General features: G+C 72.4%; 13 protein-coding genes. 6 read left to right on the top strand and 7 right to left on the bottom strand.

Annotation, left to right across the window (positions count from 1 at the left end):
- Positions 1-375: 375 nt before the first annotated feature.
- The gene (ileS, locus tag NE235_RS05300) at positions 376-3,567 is read right to left on the bottom strand and encodes an isoleucine--tRNA ligase (RefSeq protein WP_252799793.1); all 3,192 of its coding nucleotides are present in this window, start codon (positions 3,565-3,567) and stop codon (positions 376-378) included.
- Positions 3,568-4,178: 611 nt separating this feature from the next.
- Between ileS and NE235_RS05295 the strand changes: the two genes are divergently transcribed.
- The 3 genes from NE235_RS05295 to NE235_RS05285 are packed head-to-tail and all read left to right on the top strand — an operon-like array spanning position 4,179 to position 6,318.
- The gene (locus NE235_RS05295) at positions 4,179-4,589 is read left to right on the top strand and encodes a TraR/DksA family transcriptional regulator (protein ID WP_252799947.1); all 411 of its coding nucleotides are present in this window, start codon (positions 4,179-4,181) and stop codon (positions 4,587-4,589) included.
- 8 nt (positions 4,590-4,597) lie between these two features.
- Positions 4,598-5,389 (top strand): signal peptidase II, encoded by a 792-nt coding sequence (lspA, locus tag NE235_RS05290; protein ID WP_252799792.1) that lies wholly within the window; start codon positions 4,598-4,600, stop codon positions 5,387-5,389.
- Positions 5,389-6,318: an RluA family pseudouridine synthase gene (locus tag NE235_RS05285; protein ID WP_252799791.1), complete on the top strand. Its 930-nt coding sequence runs from the start codon at positions 5,389-5,391 to the stop codon at positions 6,316-6,318. The genes lspA and NE235_RS05285 overlap by 1 nt, the downstream gene beginning before the upstream one ends.
- 51 nt (positions 6,319-6,369) lie before the next feature.
- Here the strand turns inward: NE235_RS05285 and NE235_RS05280 are convergent, their stop codons facing one another.
- A complete protein-coding gene (locus NE235_RS05280) occupies positions 6,370-9,870 on the bottom strand; it encodes a bifunctional glycosyltransferase/CDP-glycerol:glycerophosphate glycerophosphotransferase (RefSeq protein ID WP_252799790.1) in 3,501 nt (1,166 codons plus the stop codon).
- Between the two features lie 318 nt (positions 9,871-10,188).
- Complete coding sequence (locus tag NE235_RS38840; RefSeq protein ID WP_425542345.1) at positions 10,189-10,950, bottom strand: IclR family transcriptional regulator; 762 nt, start codon at positions 10,948-10,950, stop codon at positions 10,189-10,191.
- Positions 10,951-11,112: 162 nt separating this feature from the next.
- Between NE235_RS38840 and NE235_RS05265 the strand changes: the two genes are divergently transcribed.
- Together NE235_RS05265 and dhaL are read left to right on the top strand one after the other, a co-directional pair.
- Positions 11,113-12,114: a dihydroxyacetone kinase subunit DhaK gene (locus tag NE235_RS05265; protein WP_252799789.1), complete on the top strand. Its 1,002-nt coding sequence runs from the start codon at positions 11,113-11,115 to the stop codon at positions 12,112-12,114.
- Between the two features lie 17 nt (positions 12,115-12,131).
- Positions 12,132-12,743, top strand: a complete 612-nt coding sequence (gene dhaL / locus NE235_RS05260) for a dihydroxyacetone kinase subunit DhaL (RefSeq protein ID WP_252799788.1) — start codon at positions 12,132-12,134, stop codon at positions 12,741-12,743.
- Between the two features lie 237 nt (positions 12,744-12,980).
- Here the strand turns inward: dhaL and NE235_RS05255 are convergent, their stop codons facing one another.
- From NE235_RS05255 to NE235_RS05240, 4 genes are all read right to left on the bottom strand, one after another.
- The gene (locus NE235_RS05255; RefSeq protein ID WP_252799787.1) at positions 12,981-13,292 is read right to left on the bottom strand and encodes an AzlD domain-containing protein; all 312 of its coding nucleotides are present in this window, start codon (positions 13,290-13,292) and stop codon (positions 12,981-12,983) included.
- Positions 13,289-14,005 carry an AzlC family ABC transporter permease gene (locus NE235_RS05250; RefSeq protein WP_252799786.1) on the bottom strand — a complete coding sequence of 239 codons (717 nt, stop codon included), beginning with the start codon at positions 14,003-14,005 and terminating at the stop codon, positions 13,289-13,291. Before NE235_RS05250 ends, NE235_RS05255 begins: the two co-directional genes overlap by 4 nt.
- 224 nt (positions 14,006-14,229) lie before the next feature.
- Positions 14,230-15,048, bottom strand: a complete 819-nt coding sequence (locus NE235_RS05245) for an AraC family transcriptional regulator (protein WP_252799785.1) — start codon at positions 15,046-15,048, stop codon at positions 14,230-14,232.
- Complete coding sequence (locus tag NE235_RS05240) at positions 15,045-16,121, bottom strand: sigma-70 family RNA polymerase sigma factor (protein WP_308206023.1); 1,077 nt, start codon at positions 16,119-16,121, stop codon at positions 15,045-15,047. The genes NE235_RS05245 and NE235_RS05240 overlap by 4 nt, the downstream gene beginning before the upstream one ends.
- Positions 16,122-16,503: 382 nt before the next feature.
- Here NE235_RS05240 and NE235_RS05235 point away from each other — a divergent pair, with 382 nt between their 5' ends.
- Positions 16,504-16,782 (top strand): chorismate mutase, encoded by a 279-nt coding sequence (locus NE235_RS05235; protein ID WP_252799945.1) that lies wholly within the window; start codon positions 16,504-16,506, stop codon positions 16,780-16,782.
- Positions 16,783-16,822: the final 40 nt, after the last annotated feature.

The raw sequence follows: 16,822 nt of genomic DNA, 5'->3' as shown, positions 1-16,822 counted from the left end.
GCCTTCGGCCCTGCCCCGACCACCCGGTCCGCTCCGTCCCTGCCCGGGTTCGTTCCAGTCCCGGCCCCGGCCCCGACCCCGGCCCCGACCCCGGCCTCGGCCACGGCCACGGCGCTGAGCCGACTGGGCGTGGGACGCTCGGTCCAATCCGGCCGGCTCGACTCAGTCCAGCGTGGCCCGGCCTGAACTCGGCTTGCTCCGTCTGGCTCGGGGTTCGTTCGGTCCTGTCAGGCGCGGCTCGGCTCCGTCGGGAGCGGCCGCGGACGCGTCGGCTCGGGTACGGGGCGGTGGCGCGGACGCCTGCGGGACCGCCGGCCGTCCCGCCGAGTGGCGGAGACGGGCAGGCGGTCCCGCAGGGGAGGCCGGGGAGTCCGGTCAGGCGGAGCGGCGCAGCCAGAAGGTCAGGCGCAGTTCCTCGTCCCGGAAGGCCGGCAGGTCCGCGTCGGGCTCGCCGTCCTGCCAGGTGTCCGCGAGCACCTCGCCGGCCACTTCGTCACCGTGCCCGCGCAGCGCGTCGGCGAGCTCGGCGTCGCTGGTCCGCCACCACAGGTCGATCCGGTCGGAGATGTCCAGGCCGCTGTTCTTACGGGCGTCCTGGACGAGCCGGATGACCTCGCGGGCGAGACCGGCGCGGCGGAGCTCCGGTGTGACGGTCAGGTCCAGCGCGACGGTCTCCCCGGCGGCGCTCTCCACCGCCCAGCCGCTGCGCGGCCGTTCGGTGACGATGACGTCGTCGGGCGTCAGGTCGACCTTCCCGACTTCGGCGGCGTCGACGGTCGCCGTGCCGGAGTCGCGCAGGGCGTGGACGAGCCCGGCCGGGTCGGCCGAGGTGACGGCCGCCGCGACCTTCGGCGTCTGCTTGGCGAAGCGCTTGCCCAGCTCGCGGAAGTTCGGCTTGACCTGGTACTCGACGAGTTCGCCGCCGATGGAGGCGAGCGTGTCGAAGCCCTGGACGTTGAGCTCGTCGGCGATCTGGGCGCGCAGCTCGTCGGGGAGCGACGCCCAGCCCGCGGCGCCGACGAGCGCGCGGCCGAGCGGCTGGCGGGTGCGGACGCCCGAGGCGGCCCGCGCGGACCGGCCGAGCTCGACGAGGCGCCGGACGAGCGCCATCCGGGCGGACAGCTCCGGGTCGAGGAGCGTCTCGTCCACCTCCGGCCAGGAGGCCAGGTGCACCGAGTCCGCGTCACCGTCACGCCGCAGGACGTCCCACACGTAGTCGGTGACGAACGGGGCGATCGGCGCCATGAGCCGCGTCAGCGTCTCCAGGCATTCGTAGAGGGTGGCGAAGGCCGCGGCGTTCTCTCCGGTGCCGTCCTGCTCCGGTCCCTCCCAGAACCGGCGCCGGGAGCGGCGGACGTACCAGTTGGACAGGTCGTCGATGAACTCCGCGAGGCGACGCCCGGCGGCGGCCGTGTCGAAGCCCTCCAGCGCGGTGTCCACCTCGCGGACCGTACGGTGCAGTTCGGCCAGCACCCACCGGTCGAGCAGCGGCCGGTCGGCGTACGCGGGGGCCGGCGTGTCCGGGGTCCAGCCCGCGGCGTTGGCGTACAGCGCGAAGAACGACGCGGTGTTCCAGTAGGTGAGGAGGATCTTGCGGACGATCTCCTCGAGTGCCGCGTCCCCGACCCGGCGGGCCGCCCACGGCTGGCCGGCGGCGGCCATGTACCAGCGCAGTGCGTCGGCGCCGTGCTTGTCCATGAGCGGGATCGGCTCGAGGACGTTGCCGAGGTGCTTGCTCATCTTCCGGCCGTCCTCGGCGAGGATGTGGCCGAGGCAGACGACGTTCTCGTACGACGAGCGGTCGAAGACGAGCGCGCCGACGGCCATCAGCGAGTAGAACCAGCCGCGGGTCTGGTCGATGGCCTCGCAGATGTACTGCGCCGGGTAGGACGCCTCGAAGATCTCCTTGCGCCGGTGCGGCGCGCCCCACTGGGCGAACGGCATGGACCCGGAGTCGTACCAGGCGTCGATGACGTCCGGGACGCGGCGGGCCTCCTTGCCGCACTCGGGGCAGGCGAAGGTGACGTCGTCGACGTACGGGCGGTGCGGGTCGAGCGCGCTGAGGTCCTGCCCGGCGAGCTCACCGAGTTCCTTGAGGGAGCCGACGCAGGCCGCGTGGTCGTCCTCGCACAGCCAGATCGGCAGCGGGGTGCCCCAGTAGCGGCTGCGCGACAGGGACCAGTCGACGTTGTTCCGCAGCCACTCGCCGTACCGGCCCTCCTTGATCGTGGCCGGGAACCAGTTGGTGCGCTCGTTCTCCGCGAGGAGCCGGTCCTTGATCGCGGTGGTCTTGATGTACCAGGCGGGCAGCGCGTAGTACAGCAGCGGCGTGTGGCACCGCCAGCAGTGCGGGTAGCTGTGCTCGTACCGTTCGACGCGGAAGAGCAGGCCGCGCTCGCGCAGGTCCTCGACGAGGCGCGCGTCGGCGTCCTTGAAGAACGTGCCGCCGACGAGCGGCACCGGCAGGTCGAACCGGCCGTCCGGGTTGACGGGGTTGACGATGGGCATGCCGGCCGCCCGGCAGGTCGCGAAGTCGTCGGCGCCGAACGCGGGGGCCATGTGCACGAGGCCGGTGCCGTCCTCGGTGGTGACGAACTCGGCGCCCAGCACCCGGTGCGCGTTCGGGATCTCGACGAGGTCGAACGGGCGGCGGTACGGCGTGCCGACGAGCTCGGAGCCCTGGAGGCGGGACAGGATGTGCCAGCCCTCGCCGAGGACGCGGGCGAACAGCGGCTCGGCGACCACGACACGGCCCGGCTCGCCGGACCGGGCGGCGACGACGTACGTCACGTCCGGGTGCACGGCGACGGCGGTGTTGGACACCAGCGTCCAGGGGGTCGTGGTCCAGATGAGGAGGTCGGCGCCCTCGAGCGGCCCCTCGGTGATCGGGAACCGCACCGTGACCGACGGGTCGGTGACCGTTTCGTACCCGCCCGGCTGGCCCAGCTCGTGGTCGGACAGCGGGGTGCCACAGCGCGGGCAGTACGGGCTGATGCGGTGGTCGCGGACGAGCAGGCCCTTGTCGAAGACGGTCTTGAGGGACCACCAGACCGCCTCGACGTATTCGGGGTCCATCGTGCGGTACGCCTGGGCGAGGTCGACCCAGTAGCCCATGCGCTCGGTCATCGCCTCGAAGGCGTCGACGTGGCGTAGCACGGACTCGCGGCAGCGGGCGTTGAACTCCGCGACGCCGTACGACTCGATGTCGCGCTTGCCGGAGATGCCGAGCTCTTTCTCCACGGCCACCTCGACGGGCAGGCCGTGGCAGTCCCAGCCGGCCTTGCGGCGGACGCTGTAGCCCTTCATCGTCTTGAAGCGCGGGAACAGGTCCTTGAACACGCGTGCCTCGACGTGGTGCACGCCGGGCATGCCGTTCGCGGTCGGCGGTCCTTCGTAGAAGACCCACTGCGGGCCGGTCTCGGTCTGTTCCAGGGACCGCTGGAAGACCTTGCCCTGCCGCCACCGGGCAAGGACCTCGCGCTCCAGGGCGGGAAGGTCGACCTGCGCGGGAAGGGTACGCAGCCTGCCGCGCCCGCTCTCGGGCGTGACCTGCGGCTCGTCGGGCATTCGGGTGCACCTCCGGCGTTCACGAAATCAGCACGTGGACCGGAGGGACGAGGCGGCGAGCCCCGCGGTACCACCCTCCTTGGCCGCTCCGGGGATGGGGGAACGACCCGCTCATTACGGTCGGCTGCCGGGTCTACTTGGCCGTGGGGCCGTTCTGCCGGCGGCTCAGGGGTGATCAGACCACCGCGCTCGCCCCCGGACTCGCACCGTCTCCGGGTCGCTCATGACTGCGTACGGCGGCAGGTGTCCCCATCAACGCCTTGCCGATAGCGACGATAACGCACGGAGGCGGGTGTCTTCTTCCCGAATACGGAGCGGAGGCGGGCAGGAGGGGGTTGCGGACGACCCGGCGAGGTCAAGCGCGGGTAATGACACGCCAGGGCCGAACGACGCTCCGAGGGTGTAATGGGTGATATGCGGAGTGTGACAACCGCTGGTCATTTGCCGTCCGGCGAACCGCGACCTATGCTGCCCGCACTGCCGGAAAACAAGATCAGCGCGAGGGGGCCCACATGGACGGTACCACTGGTGCGGAAGATAAGAATCGCACAGCCGAGGCGCCCCTTACACCGCGCACCGGGACGCGACGCCGGTCCGCCAAGGCCCAGAGGATCTCCACGGCCACCGCGGAACGGCTTCCGGTCCGCGAGGGGGAGGACCTGTGGACCAGCACCGAGCTGTCCGAGGTCCGCGATCGGTTGCAGACGGAGATGGGGGAGTTGACGGCCGAGATCGCGACGGCCGAGTCGCAGATCGCCGAGCGTATCCATGATGCCGCCGAGGGCGCGGGTGACGATCAGGCGGACGCGGGGGCGAAGACGTTCGAGCGGGAACAGGCGATGGCGCTCACCTACAACGCCCGTGACCTGCTCGCCCAGAACGAACGCGCGATCGTCCGGATCGACCAGGGCACGTATGGTGTGTGCGAGTCCTGCGGGCAGGCGATCGGCAAGGCGCGCTTGCAGGCTTTTCCGCGTGCGACCCTATGTGTGAGATGCAAACAGCGCGAGGAGCGTCGCTGAGCGACGCCATGAACCCAGAAGAAGAAGCCGCGGCGCCGCCGCGGCGCGTCAGCGTGCTCGTCGCCGTCGCGGCGGCCGCCCTCGCCATCGACATGATCAGCAAGGTCATCGTCGTGGCGCTCCTGCAGGACCACGCGCCGATCAAGCTGCTCGGCGGGCTGCTGACCCTGCGGGTGATCCGGAACAGCGGCGCGGCCTTCAACATCGGCAACGGCATGACCTACGTCTTCACCGTGATCGCCACCGGGGTGGTCGTGGCGATCCTGCGGTACGCCCGGCGGCTGCGCAGCCTGCCCTGGGCCATCACCCTCGGCCTCCTGCTCGGCGGGGCGCTGGGCAACCTCGCCGATCGGATGCTGCGGTCACCCGGGCCGCTGCGCGGCCACGTCGTGGACTGGATCGAGCTGCCGCACTGGCCCGTGTTCAACCTGGCCGACTCGGCGATCGTCTGCGGGGGGGCACTGGCCGTGGTGCTGGCCTCCCGCGGACTGCAGGTGGACGGCACCGTCTACCGCGACGGGGACGGCAAGGAGGACGCCGCCCGGCCCGGGAGCGAGTCCGCCGCCCCGGCCGCATCCGGCGCCGGAGGCGGCACGGCGACCGAGGACGGGACGGCCACCGAGGACGGGCCCGCCTCCGCGGCTGAGCCCGCTCCCGGGGGGAGGCCGGCCGCCACGGGCGGGCCGGCGGCCGAGGACGGTCCGCGTCCCAAGGACGGGCCGCCCCCTGAGGCCGGCGGTACGCCGGACGGCGGCGGTCCGGCCGGCGAGGGATCGTCCGTCCCGGATGCGAAGCACTGATGGGCGAGCACCGCAGCCTGCCCGTGCCCGACGGTCTGGAGGGGGAGCGGCTCGACGCCGCCCTCGCCCGGTTGTTCGGCCTGTCACGTACCCGCGCGGCCGAGGTCATCGCGGCCGGTGACGTCCTGGTCGACGGCCGGACCGCCGCCAAGTCCGACCGAATGCAGGCCGGCACCTGGCTCGAGGTGACGCTGCCCGCGCCGCCGTCCGCGCCGATGCCCGAGCCCGAGCCGGTCCCGGGCATGACCATCCTGTACGAGGACGCCGACATCGTCGTGGTCAGCAAGCCGATCGGCGTCGCCGCCCACCCCACGACCGGCTGGACGGGGCCCACCGTGCTGGGCGGCCTCCTCGGCGCCGGGCACACGGTGGCCACCAGCGGCGCCGCCGAGCGCCAGGGCATCGTCCACCGTCTCGACGCCAACACCACCGGGGCGATGGTCGTCGCCAAGAGCGAGGTCGCCTACTCCCGCCTGAAGCGCGCGTTCAAGGAGCGGACCGTCGACAAGCGGTACCACGCGCTGGTTCAGGGCCATCCCGATCCGCTGCGCGGCACGATCGACGCGCCGATCGACCGGCACCCCTCCGGTGACGGCCGGTTCGCCGTGGTGGCGGGGGGCCGTCCCTCGGTCACCCACTACGACACGATCGAGGCGTTCCGGGCCGCGAGCCTGCTTGACATCAAGCTCGAGACCGGGCGTACCCACCAGATCCGCGTGCACATGTCCGCCGTACGCCACCCGTGCGCCGGAGACTTCCTGTACGGCGCCGATCCGACGCTCGCCGCCCGGCTCGGCCTCACCCGCCAGTGGCTGCACGCGGTCCGCCTCGGCTTCGAACACCCCGCACAGGGCCACTGGGTGGAGTTCGAGAGCCCCTACCCGGCGGACCTCGCGCACGCCCTCGACGTGGTCAGAGCGGAGTCCTGAGGCGGGATCCGGCCCGGCGCGCGCGGTGGGCGGGCGCCGGGCCGGCGGCGTTCAGGAACGCTCGATGACGTGCTCGATGACGCGGGCGGCGGCGTGGCCGTCGTCCCACGGGCAGAACTTCTGGACCCAGGCGTCGTAGGCGTCGGCGTACCGCTGGTGCACGGAGGGCAGGTTGAACAGGGCCTCGATCACCTCGTCGGAGGTCTGCAGCAGCGGCCCGGGGGCCTCGGCCGCGAGGTCGAAGTAGAACCCGCGGACGTGGTCGCGGTACCGCTCCAGGTCGTAGGTGAAGTAGAGGATGGGCTTGCCGGTGCCGGCGAAGTCGAACATCGCCGAGGAGTAGTCGGTGATGAGGACGTCGGCCACCAGGTACAGGTCCGTGATGTCCGGGTAGGACGACACGTCGATCACGAAGTCGTCCATCTGGGACCACGTCCGGTCGCTGATCAGGTAGTGCGTCCGGACGAGCAGGACGTGGTCCTCCGAGAGGGCGGCGCGGGCCCGTTCGATGTCGAGCTGCAGGGAGAATCCGCGCTTGCCGGCCGCGATGTGGTAATCGTCGCGCCACGTCGGGGCGTACAGCACGACGGTCTTCCCCTCGGGGATGTTCAGGCGCCGGCGGACCGACGCGGCGACCTCGTCGCGGCGGGGGCTCTTGAGAAGGTCGTTGCGCGGGTACCCGGACTCGAGGATCTCCCCTTCGTACCCGAAGGCACGCCGCATGATCGGCGTGGTGAAGGGGTTCGGGGACAGCAGTACGTCCCAGCGGGGGACCTCGCGCTCCATCCAGTCGAGGGTCTCGGTGCGCTGGTAGGGCATCTCCTTGAGGTCGTACGCCAGCTTCTTCAGCGGCGTGCCGTGCCAGGTCTGGACGTACACCTGGCCCTCGCGCTTGTCGAACCACGGGAACTGGCCGTAGTTGCCGAACACGAAGCGCGCCTGTGCGAGCGCGCGGTAGTGCTCGCGGCTGCCGACCAGGACGCTGCGGGCGCTGCCCGGCACCTCGAACTGCCCGTCCTTGGTCACCCAGACGTACTCGAAGGGGGCGCCGCGGCGTTCGAGTTCCTCGTAGACGGCCCGCGGGCTGCAGGAGTACTGGGCGCCCTCGTAGCAGTCGAACACGACGAGGTCCCGGAGCGGCTCCTGCCGGAACGCCGGATAGTCCCTCTCCTGGATGATCCGCTGCGCGTAGCGCCCGCGTTCGTCGTCGCCGAGCGCCGCGCGGACCTTCAGCTGCAGGGCGTCGGTCTGGTACGACGCGAGCCGGAACTCGTGGCTCCCGATGACGTGCGGCGTGGTGAGGTCGGCGAGACGGAGCCGGTCGATGACGACGGGAAGGTCGCCGGTGGATGAGGTGACCAGGAACGCCCAGTTGCCGCTGGCGAGCGGCAGCTCACCGGCCAGCTTGGCGATCTTGCCGGGGGTGAACTCGACGGTGAAGCGGTCGCCGTTCCACGACAGCGGGAACCGGTGCTCGTGGCTGACGCGCCGGTGCCGCAGGATCAGCGCGGCGGGGCGTTCGGCGGAGGTTCCGGACAGCCGGAGCCGGCCGTCGGGGAGCCATTCGGTCCGGTCGACGACGGGGCGGGTGGAGCGCTCGACGGCGGTCAGGTTGCCGTACCGGGTGCGGGTGACGGTGACCTCGCGGCCCCCGAAGGCGTACCGGACCGCCTCGACGTCGTCGTTCATCGCGAGCTTGCGCGCCTTGCCGTCCACCAGCAGGGAGAGGTCCCACTGGACGCCCTCGCCGACCTGGGCGACGTTGACGACGCGGTCGACGAGGTCGATGTCCTCGGCGAGCTGCTCCAGCGGTATCCGCGCGGTGAAAGAGGTGCCGCCGGCCGGGGCCGCCGGCTCGGTCCGCGCGGGGAGGTCGATGGCCCGGACGCCCTGCCGGCGGGTGAGCCGGAGTTCGCAGGTCTCCGGGGTTCCGTCGATCCAGCCGGTGAGCTCGGCGGTGTCGCCGTCGAGCCGCAGACCGGTGACGATCACGGCAGGCCGTTTGACGCGGATGACGATGGGGTCGGCGCTCGGGTGGGTCACCTGGACCCGGGCGCCGTCACCGACCTCGATGAGGGGGGTCCAGGTGGCGCGGCCCGGGGCCTGCTTGGTGATCGTTCCGGTACGGCGGAGCCCCCCGGTCTTGACGGCGACGTGGACGCGCCAGTCGGCGGCCTTCCAGGAGGAGTCGATCCGCAGGTCGTTGAGGGGGATGTCGACGCGGAAGCCGGAGTCGTCGTAGCTGACGGCGCCCTGCCCGGAGTCGGCGGTGACGTCGGGCCGCCGTACGCGCGTGACCGAGAGGTCGACCTTCCGCTTGGACCTGGTGTGCTCCAGCCAGACGCTGAGCCGGCTGTCCTGCGTCATCGGCAGGTGCCGGATGTAGGCGTGCCCCTCGATGCGCAGCCGGCCGTCCTGATGGGTGACGTCGTCGATGCCGGCCTGCAGCTCGAGCTCTTCGCCGATGTCGTAGAGGTTCGCGGGCAGGTTGAGGGAGGGGTCCTCGAAGAAGGGGTACTTCGCGTAGTAGTGGGGGCGCAGGCGGCCGCGGCGGACGACCTCCATCCGCCACTTCTCGGTCCGGTCGAACTTCAGGACCTCGATGAGCTGCGGGAGCATTCCCCGGCCCAGGAGGTGGTAGCCCAGCCGGTGCGAGACCTTGAGATCGTCGAGGATCGCCGGGTCCACGTCCCGCAGGAACTCCTGGCCGAGCTCGAGGATGCGCTTCTGGTCGCCCTCCGGGGCGGTCAGCAGCGCCTCGACGAGGACGCGCAGGTCCACCTCCAGGGCGTAGCCGTCGTAGATGGCCTTCAGCTGCGGAGCCTGCTCGCGCAGGAAGTCGTGGACCTGCTGCACGGAACGCATGCGGTCCTCGAGGTTGGCCAGCTCGGCCTTGCGCTGGGTGATCGACAGCTCGCCGGAGTCACGCTGCCGCCAGTAGTACACGTGCGGGCTGAGCACGTCGACCGAGGACGCGAGGACGTGCGCACGGACCATCACGGGGGAGTCCTCGTAGAGCATCCCGGGGAAGCGCAGGTCCTTGGCGTCCCAGAAGGACCGCCGGAAGACCTTGTTCCAGACCATCCGGTCCTGCATGAGGTTGGTCTGGGACGTGACGTGGGTCTTCTGCTTCGTCTTGCGGAACGGCTCGGCGTGCGCCCAGCCCTGCCAGACGCGGCCGGAGTTGAACCGCATGACGTTGCCGGCCGCCAGGTCCGAGCCGGTCTCGTCGAGCGACCCGACGAGCAGTTCGTACGCCGAGCGGGCGACGATGTCGTCACTGTCGACGAAGGCGATGTACTCACCGGTCGCGTGGGCGGTGCCGGTGTTGCGGGCGGGCCCGAGGCCCTGGTTCTCCTGCTGGACGAGTTTGAAGCGAGGGTCCCGCACCGAGAACGCCTTGGCGATCACAGTGCTGTCATCCAGAGACCCGTCGTCGACCATGATGACTTCGAGGTCGCGCATCGTCTGGCGGGCGAGTGATTCCAGGCACGCTTCGATGTACGGCTCGACATTGTAGAAAGGGACGACGACGCTGAGTTTGGGTGACACCAGCAGGAACCTCTTGACTCGGTGGCCGGCGATGCTCGGTGCCGTAAGCGGGGACGGCGGTGCATCTCGTTATTCACGCTGAGTTTGACCTAAGCGGACCGATCTTACCGACGTAGTCACCTAAGGGCGACATGACGTGAATGACGGAGATCAACTTTTACCTGGCGTAAAGGATGAATCGTCGTGTATGTCGGTCGCTCGGGTCGATCCGGCCGCCGAAATGATCATCCACCGCGATCACCTGCGGATTCGGCCGTAGCGAGATCATAACCCGAGGTCATATGATGCTTTGGCCAGGAGGTCCGCGGCCGGGAGCGATCATTCCGAGGGCGTCATGGGCCAGCCCGGTGCGCCGAGCTCGCGGGAGATGGCGCGGGCCGCCTCCCGTACGGTGCCGGCGGCCGTGCCGGGCGCGGGCCACTCGAGCTTCGGGACGACCACGCCGATCGCGCCGACGACCGTACGGGAGCCGTCGAAGATGGGCGCCGCCAGACCGCACTCGCCGATGACGGCCTCCTCCCGCTCCTCGGCGAGGGCGTCGGCGCGGACCCGGTCGAGCTCCGCGCGGAACTCGACCGGGTCGGTCACCGTGTCCCGCGTCATGCTGCGCAGCGGGCCGGCGGCCTCCAGCGACCGGGCCCGATCGGGGGCGTAGGCCAGGATGGCCTTGCCGAGCGCGCTGGCGTGGGCGGGGATGACGATGCCGACCTCCGGCATCTGCCGGGATCCGTCCGGCCGCGGCTCGTGGTGGACGATCATGACCTCGTCCGTCAGCAGCACCCCGGCGCGGACGGCGTGACCGGTGGTCCGCGCGAGCTCGCCGGCCCAGGTGAGACTCCGGGAGCGGAGTTCGAGCGTGTCGAGGTAGACGTTGCCGAGCTTGAGCACCGCCGGACCGAGCCGGTAGCGCGCCGACCCCTGCTCCTGGAGCACCAGGCCGTGCGCCTGCAGGGTCTTGATGATGCCGTGGACGGTGGACGGCGCGAGCTCGAGCCGGGCGGCGATCTCGGACAGGCTCAGGTGGCGCTCGGCCTGCAGCACGCCCAGGACCCTGATCGCCCGATCGACGGACTGGATCATCCACGCCCTCTTCCGGTCGCCACCAGGCCCCGCCTGCCGACCGCACTTTACAACAGCGGGCCGACGTCCTAGATTCGGGCCATTCGGCATTATCGAATGCTATGCGGTGATGTCGAAGACTTCGGGTGTCTCCCGGCTGCCCTCATGTGTGAAGGAGGAGTCATGCCCGTACGACAGCTGGTGAACGATCCGGCCGACCTCGTGCCGGAGGCGCTGCGGGGGTTCGCGCGCGCCCATCCCACGCTGATCCGCCACCATGAGGACCCGGCCTTCGTGATCCGTGCCCGGCGCGAGGGGGACAAGGTCGCCCTCGTCTCGGGCGGCGGCTCCGGCCACGAACCCCTGCACGTGGGCTTCGTCGGAGCGGGCATGCTCGACGCGGCGGTGCCGGGCGCGGTCTTCGCCAGCCCGACCGCGTACCAGATCAAGGCGGCGATCGAGGCCGCCGACCGCGGTCAGGGCGTGCTTCTGATCGTCAAGAACTACACCGGTGACGTCCTGAACTTCCAGATCGCCGCCGAACTGGCCGCCGACGACGGCATCGAGACCCGCACCGTGCTCGTGGACGACGACCTGGCCACGGACGGGCAGGACGAGGGCGGCCCCGGACGCCGGGGCACGGCCGCGGTCGTCGCGGTCGAGAAGATCTGCGGTGCCGCCGCCGAACGCGGAGCGTCCCTGGACGACCTGGTGGCGCTGGGCGGGCGCGTGGCCCGTTCGGCCCGGACCCTGGCCCTCGCGCTGGCGTCCTGCACCCAGCCGGGTCAGGACCGGCCGTCGTTCGAGCTGGCCGACGACGAGATCGAGTTCGGCGTGGGCATCCACGGCGAGCGGGGCGTCGGGCGCCGGCCGTACGGCCCGGTCCGCGACCTCGTCGGCGAGCTCACCCGGCCGATCGTCAAGGCCCTGGAGCTCGGGCACGGCGACTCCGTGATCGCGATCGTCAACGGCCTCGGATCGACGCACGACCTGGAACTCGCCGCCGTCCACGGCGAACTGACCGCGATCCTGGACGACCTGGGCGTCGACGTGGCCCGGTCGCTCGTCGGCTCCTATGTGACCTCACTGGACATGCGCGGCTGCTCGATCACGCTGCTGCGCGCCGACGACGAACTGGTCGAGCTGTGGGACGCGCCGGTCCGCACCCCGGCGCTGACCTGGTGAGAGACGGGAGCACGGGCATGGACACCACCACCATCGACGCGCGGGCCTGGATCGAGCGGTTCATCGCCGAGGTCGAGCGCCGCGGCGCCGAACTCACCGAGCTGGACCGCCGGGCGGGGGACGGCGACTACGGAACGAACCTCACCTCCGCCGTGCGCCGGGCCACCGCGGGCCTCGAGGCCTCCGGCGCGGACACGCCGGAGGCGGTCTTCACCGCCGTGTCGAACGCCTTCCTCAACACGGGCGGCACCAGCGGCCCGCTGTTCGGCATGTGGTTCCGTGAGTTCGCCAAGGCCCTCGGAGCGAAGATCACGGCCAAGGCGCTGAGCGAGGCAGCGACCAATGCCGCGGCGGTCGTGCAGCGGCTCGGCAAGGCCGAGGTCGGGCACAAGACCATGGTCGACGCGATGGTCCCCGCGGCCCGGGCGCTGGCCGAGGCGGCGGAACGGGACGCCGACGCCACGACGGCCCTGCGCGCGGCGGCGGCCGCCGCCCAGGAGGGCGCCGCGTCCACAGAGGACCTGCTCGCCCGGCGCGGCAGGGCCAGCTACGTCGGCGAGCACGCCCGCGGCGTCGTCGACCCCGGGGCACTCACCGTCGCCTGGTTCTTCGACGCGGCGACCACGTGAACCGGCGTCCCGGCCGGCGGGGGCCGGCCGGGACGCGCACCGAACGTCCTGAGCCCCGCGCCGAGCGCCCCGTACGCCGTGCCGAGCGCCCGTGCGCCCCGTGCGCCGTGCCGAGCACCCCGAGCGCCCTGAGTCCCGCGCCGAGCGCCTTGAGCGTCGCGCCGTGCGCTCCGTGCGCCGAGCGCCTTGAGCGTCGCGCCGTGCGCTCCGTGCGCCGTGCGCCCTACGCGCCGCGGCCTACGCGCCGAGGACGCGGAGACCGGCGGCGACGGCGGCCGCGACCACCAGCACGACCAGGAACGGCGCTCGCAGGAGCAGCGCGACGACGGTGGCGCCCAGACCGGCCAGGCGGGGGCCGTTCAGTTCGAGGGCGCGCCCGTGCGCGAGGGTCTGCACGGCGACGAGCGCGGTCAGCAGCGCGACCGGCACGAGCGCGGTGAACCGCCGCACCCGGTCATCGTCCAGCAGGCGCTGGGGCGCGACGAGCCCGGCGAGCTTGAGCGCGTAGCACCCGATCCCGGTGGCGATCACGGCGACCCAGACGGTCATGACTCTCCCATCGAGACTCCGGAGAGCTCTCCGGCCCGGCGTACCGGGGGAGTGCGGCGGCGTGCGATCCCGGCCAGCGCGGCGACGGCCGCCACCATGACCGGCACGCCGGGAGGCAGCAGCGGAGTCGTCACGACCGCGACGGCCATCGCGAGCAGTGCCACGAGCCGCTCGGTGCCACCGGAGGCGAGGCGGGGCCACAGCAGGGCGAGGAACGCCGCCGGGCCGACGACGTCGAGGCCGTACGTCTCCGGGTTCCCCAGCCGGGCCGCGCCGAGCGCGCCGAACAGGGTGGCGAGGTTCCAGGTGAGGTAGAGGCTGATCGCGGTCGCCCAGAACCCCGCCCGGGCCGATCGGGGGCCGGGCTGCGCCGTGGCCACCGCGGTCGTCTCGTCGATGACGAGGTGAGCGGTCGGCAGGCGGCGCCACCCGCGCGCGCCGAGCAGCGGCGCGAGCCGCAGGCCGTACAGGGCGTTGCGGCCGCCCAGCAGGATCGCCCCGAGGGCCCCGGCGATCAGGCTGCCGCCCCCGGCGACCACTCCGACCAGCGCGAACTGCGACGCTCCCGTGAACGCCACGATGCTCAGCGCGCAGGCCTGCGCGACTCCGAGCCCGGCCGCGACCGCCGCCGCGCCGAACGCCAGCCCGGACAGGCCGACGGCCAGGCCGACGCCCAGCCCGTCGCGGACGGCGGCGCGTCTCTGCGAATCCATGCCCGCAGGTTAGGCGGCCGGACTCGTCCCGGTCTTGCACGAAATTGCAGCTCCAGCCCGAGGCTTCCCGCTTCCGGCGGCGCCGGATCAGGCCCGCTCCCGGCCAAGGCGGACGGCCGGGCGGCGGGTCGAGAGGCGACAGGCGGGCGGCCGGGCGGATAGGCGGGCGGCCGGGCGGAGAGGCGACAGGCGGGCGGAGAGGCGGACGGGTGGGCGGCGCGGAGTCAGGCGGGGCGGCCGAGCAGGTAGGCGCCCGGCGGCACTCCGACGATCCGCTTGAAATGCCGCGTGAGGTGCGCCTGGTCGGTGAACCCGAGGCCGGCCGCGACCTCGGCGGGACGGACGCCGGCGTCCAGGAGGGCGCGGGCGCGCTGGACCCGCAGGTTGGTCAGGTAGGCGTGCGGCGGCAGCCCGTACGCGGCCCGGAACGCGCGCAGCAGGGCGAACCGGCCGGTGCCGACCATGGCGGCCAGGTCGTCCAGGGACGGCGGGTCGGACAGGTGTTCGTGCAGGATGTCGCGGGCCGCGCGGACCGCCCGTGGCGGCGCGCCGGGCGGGACGGACCGGGGCGGCCGCACGGCGTGGCGGCCCAGGAGCCCGGCGAGCGCCCGGTGCAGGGTGGAGGACGCGGTCAGGGCGTCGCCGCTCTCGGCGCTGTGGTGCACGGCGCGGATCAGCCGCGCCGCCTCCGGGTCGTCCACGACCGTCTGCGGGAAGTAGGGCGTGCCGTGCGGGGCGCCCAGCTCGGCCGCGACCTGCGCCACGACGTCCACGGAGGGGTAGAGCACGCGGTAGCGCCAGCCCTCGGGGACGCCCGCGTGACCGGTGTGGACGACCTCCGGGTTGAGGAGCGCGACCTGGCCGGTGGCCGCCCGTAGCAACGACCCGGCGTGCTCGAACTCCTCCACCCCGGACTCGATCAGCCCGACGGTGTAGGTGGCGTGGGCGTGCCTGGTGTAGCGGTGGGTGACGTAGCGGGCGCTCAGCAGGTCGACGCCCGGCTCGGCCGGGTGCCGCCGGTAGTGCGCGACCTCCGGGCTCATGGCACCGATGCTATCGGCCGTGCCGGCGTGGCCGGCAGCACGGCGGGCAGCCCGAACGTGGTGAAGAGGCGCAGGTCGAAGAACATGGCGACGTGCGCGACCCGGGTGGGCGTGGGCGTGAGCACCTGCAGCGCGAAGGCGTGGTGCGCGCCGTCCGCGGCGCGCAGGTAGACGGCGAAGGCGGGCCGGCCGTTCGCCCGGACCGGCACCAGCCGCATCGCGCCCGGGCCGTCGGCGGGGCACTGCGCGCCGATGAGCCGGCCGATCTTCTCCGCCCCTTGGTACCAGCCGGTGTAGGGCGGCATCTCCCAGACGGCGTCGGCGGTGAGCAGCTCGACGATGGCGGCGACGTCGTACTCCTCGAACGCCCGGACGTAACGGGCGAGCAGCGCGCGCTCCTCCGCCGACGTCGGCTCGGCCAGGTCCGCCTGCGACGGCGTCACCTCGTCGAGCCGGGCGCGGGCGCGCTGCAGGACGCTGTTCACCGCGGTGGTGGTCGTGTCCAGGATCTCGGCCACCTCGGCCGCCCGCCACTTCAGCACGTCGCGGAGGATGAGCACCGCGCGGTGCCGCGGCGGCAGGTGCTGCAGGGCGGCGATCAGCGCGAGCCGGATGCTCTCCCGCGAGGTCACGATCGCGGCGGGGTCGGCGTGCTCGGCGCCGGCCATCGCGTCGGGGATCGGCTCCAGCCAGGGCACCTCGGACCCCTCGACCAGCGCGTCGTACGGGTCGGCGCTCGGCTCGCCGAGACCGGTCGGCAGGGGCCGGCGGCCACGGCTCTCCAGGGCGGTGAGACAGGTCCGGGTGGCGATCCGGTGCAGCCACGTCCGCAGCGAGGACCGGCCCTCGAAGCCGTCATAGGAGCGCCACGCGCGCAGGTAGGTCTCCTGGACCTGGTCCTCCGCGTCGTGCACCGAACCGAGCATCCGATAGCAGTGCGCCAGCAGCTCGCGCCGGTAGGGAGCCGCCTGCCGCAGGAAGTCGTCCTTGACCGCCTTGTCCGTGCTCATGGTGACCCTTCGAGTCCGTCGCTCCGGTGACCGGCGACCGCCGTGGCGGGCACCGTGGACCACCGTCCCTGTATACGCCCGCACTGCGACAGAACGGCGCCGGCCGCGGGAAGGGCATCGGTTCACCCGGAGATGACCTTTCCCGGAAGGCTCTTCGTCTCATCGACCGAGACGAGGATTCCGCTGGGTGGCGATCCTCCGGCCGCCACGGCTACCCTGGGCGCGTGGATCGTCGTTATTTCGGGTTTATGCAGCCGGCTCCGGGTGAGCCGGTCGACGCGACCTGAGCGACGACCCCGAGCCGGCCGAAGGCAGAGCCCCGTGGGCTCTGCCTTTCGCTTTTCCACCGCGCGTGGGCGGCTCGGCTCCGGGCCCGCCCCGGAAGGAGATTCCGATGGACCCGCAGGCCAAGGCGGCGCTTCTCGCGGCCCTGACGGACGACGACATGCCGGAGACGATTCCCGGTGCCCGGGCGGCGATCGACCGGATCGACGCGGCGCTGGCGACGCTGCTGGAACGCCGTGCGGAACTGGCGGCCACCGTGCAGCGGCTCAAGCCGGTCGGCGGCTTCGCCGGCCGGGATCCCGGGCGCGAACGCGAGATCGTCGAGGCGATGGCCTCGCGCGCGCCGCGGCTGGGCGCCGACCGGCTCGCCCGCATCATGACGGCCGTCATCGAGACCGGCCTGGAGGCCTCCGAGGAGCACGACCTGTCCTCGGCGTGACGGCCGGGGCGCCGGGACCCCGGGTGACGGCCTTCGCGTC

Origin of the sequence: Actinoallomurus spadix (assembly GCF_024055725.1) — a bacterium.
In the GTDB taxonomy this organism is placed as follows: domain Bacteria; phylum Actinomycetota; class Actinomycetes; order Streptosporangiales; family Streptosporangiaceae; genus Actinoallomurus; species Actinoallomurus spadix.
Note: the sequence above shows the minus strand (reverse complement) of the source record. Positions and strands in the feature narration are given on the sequence as shown.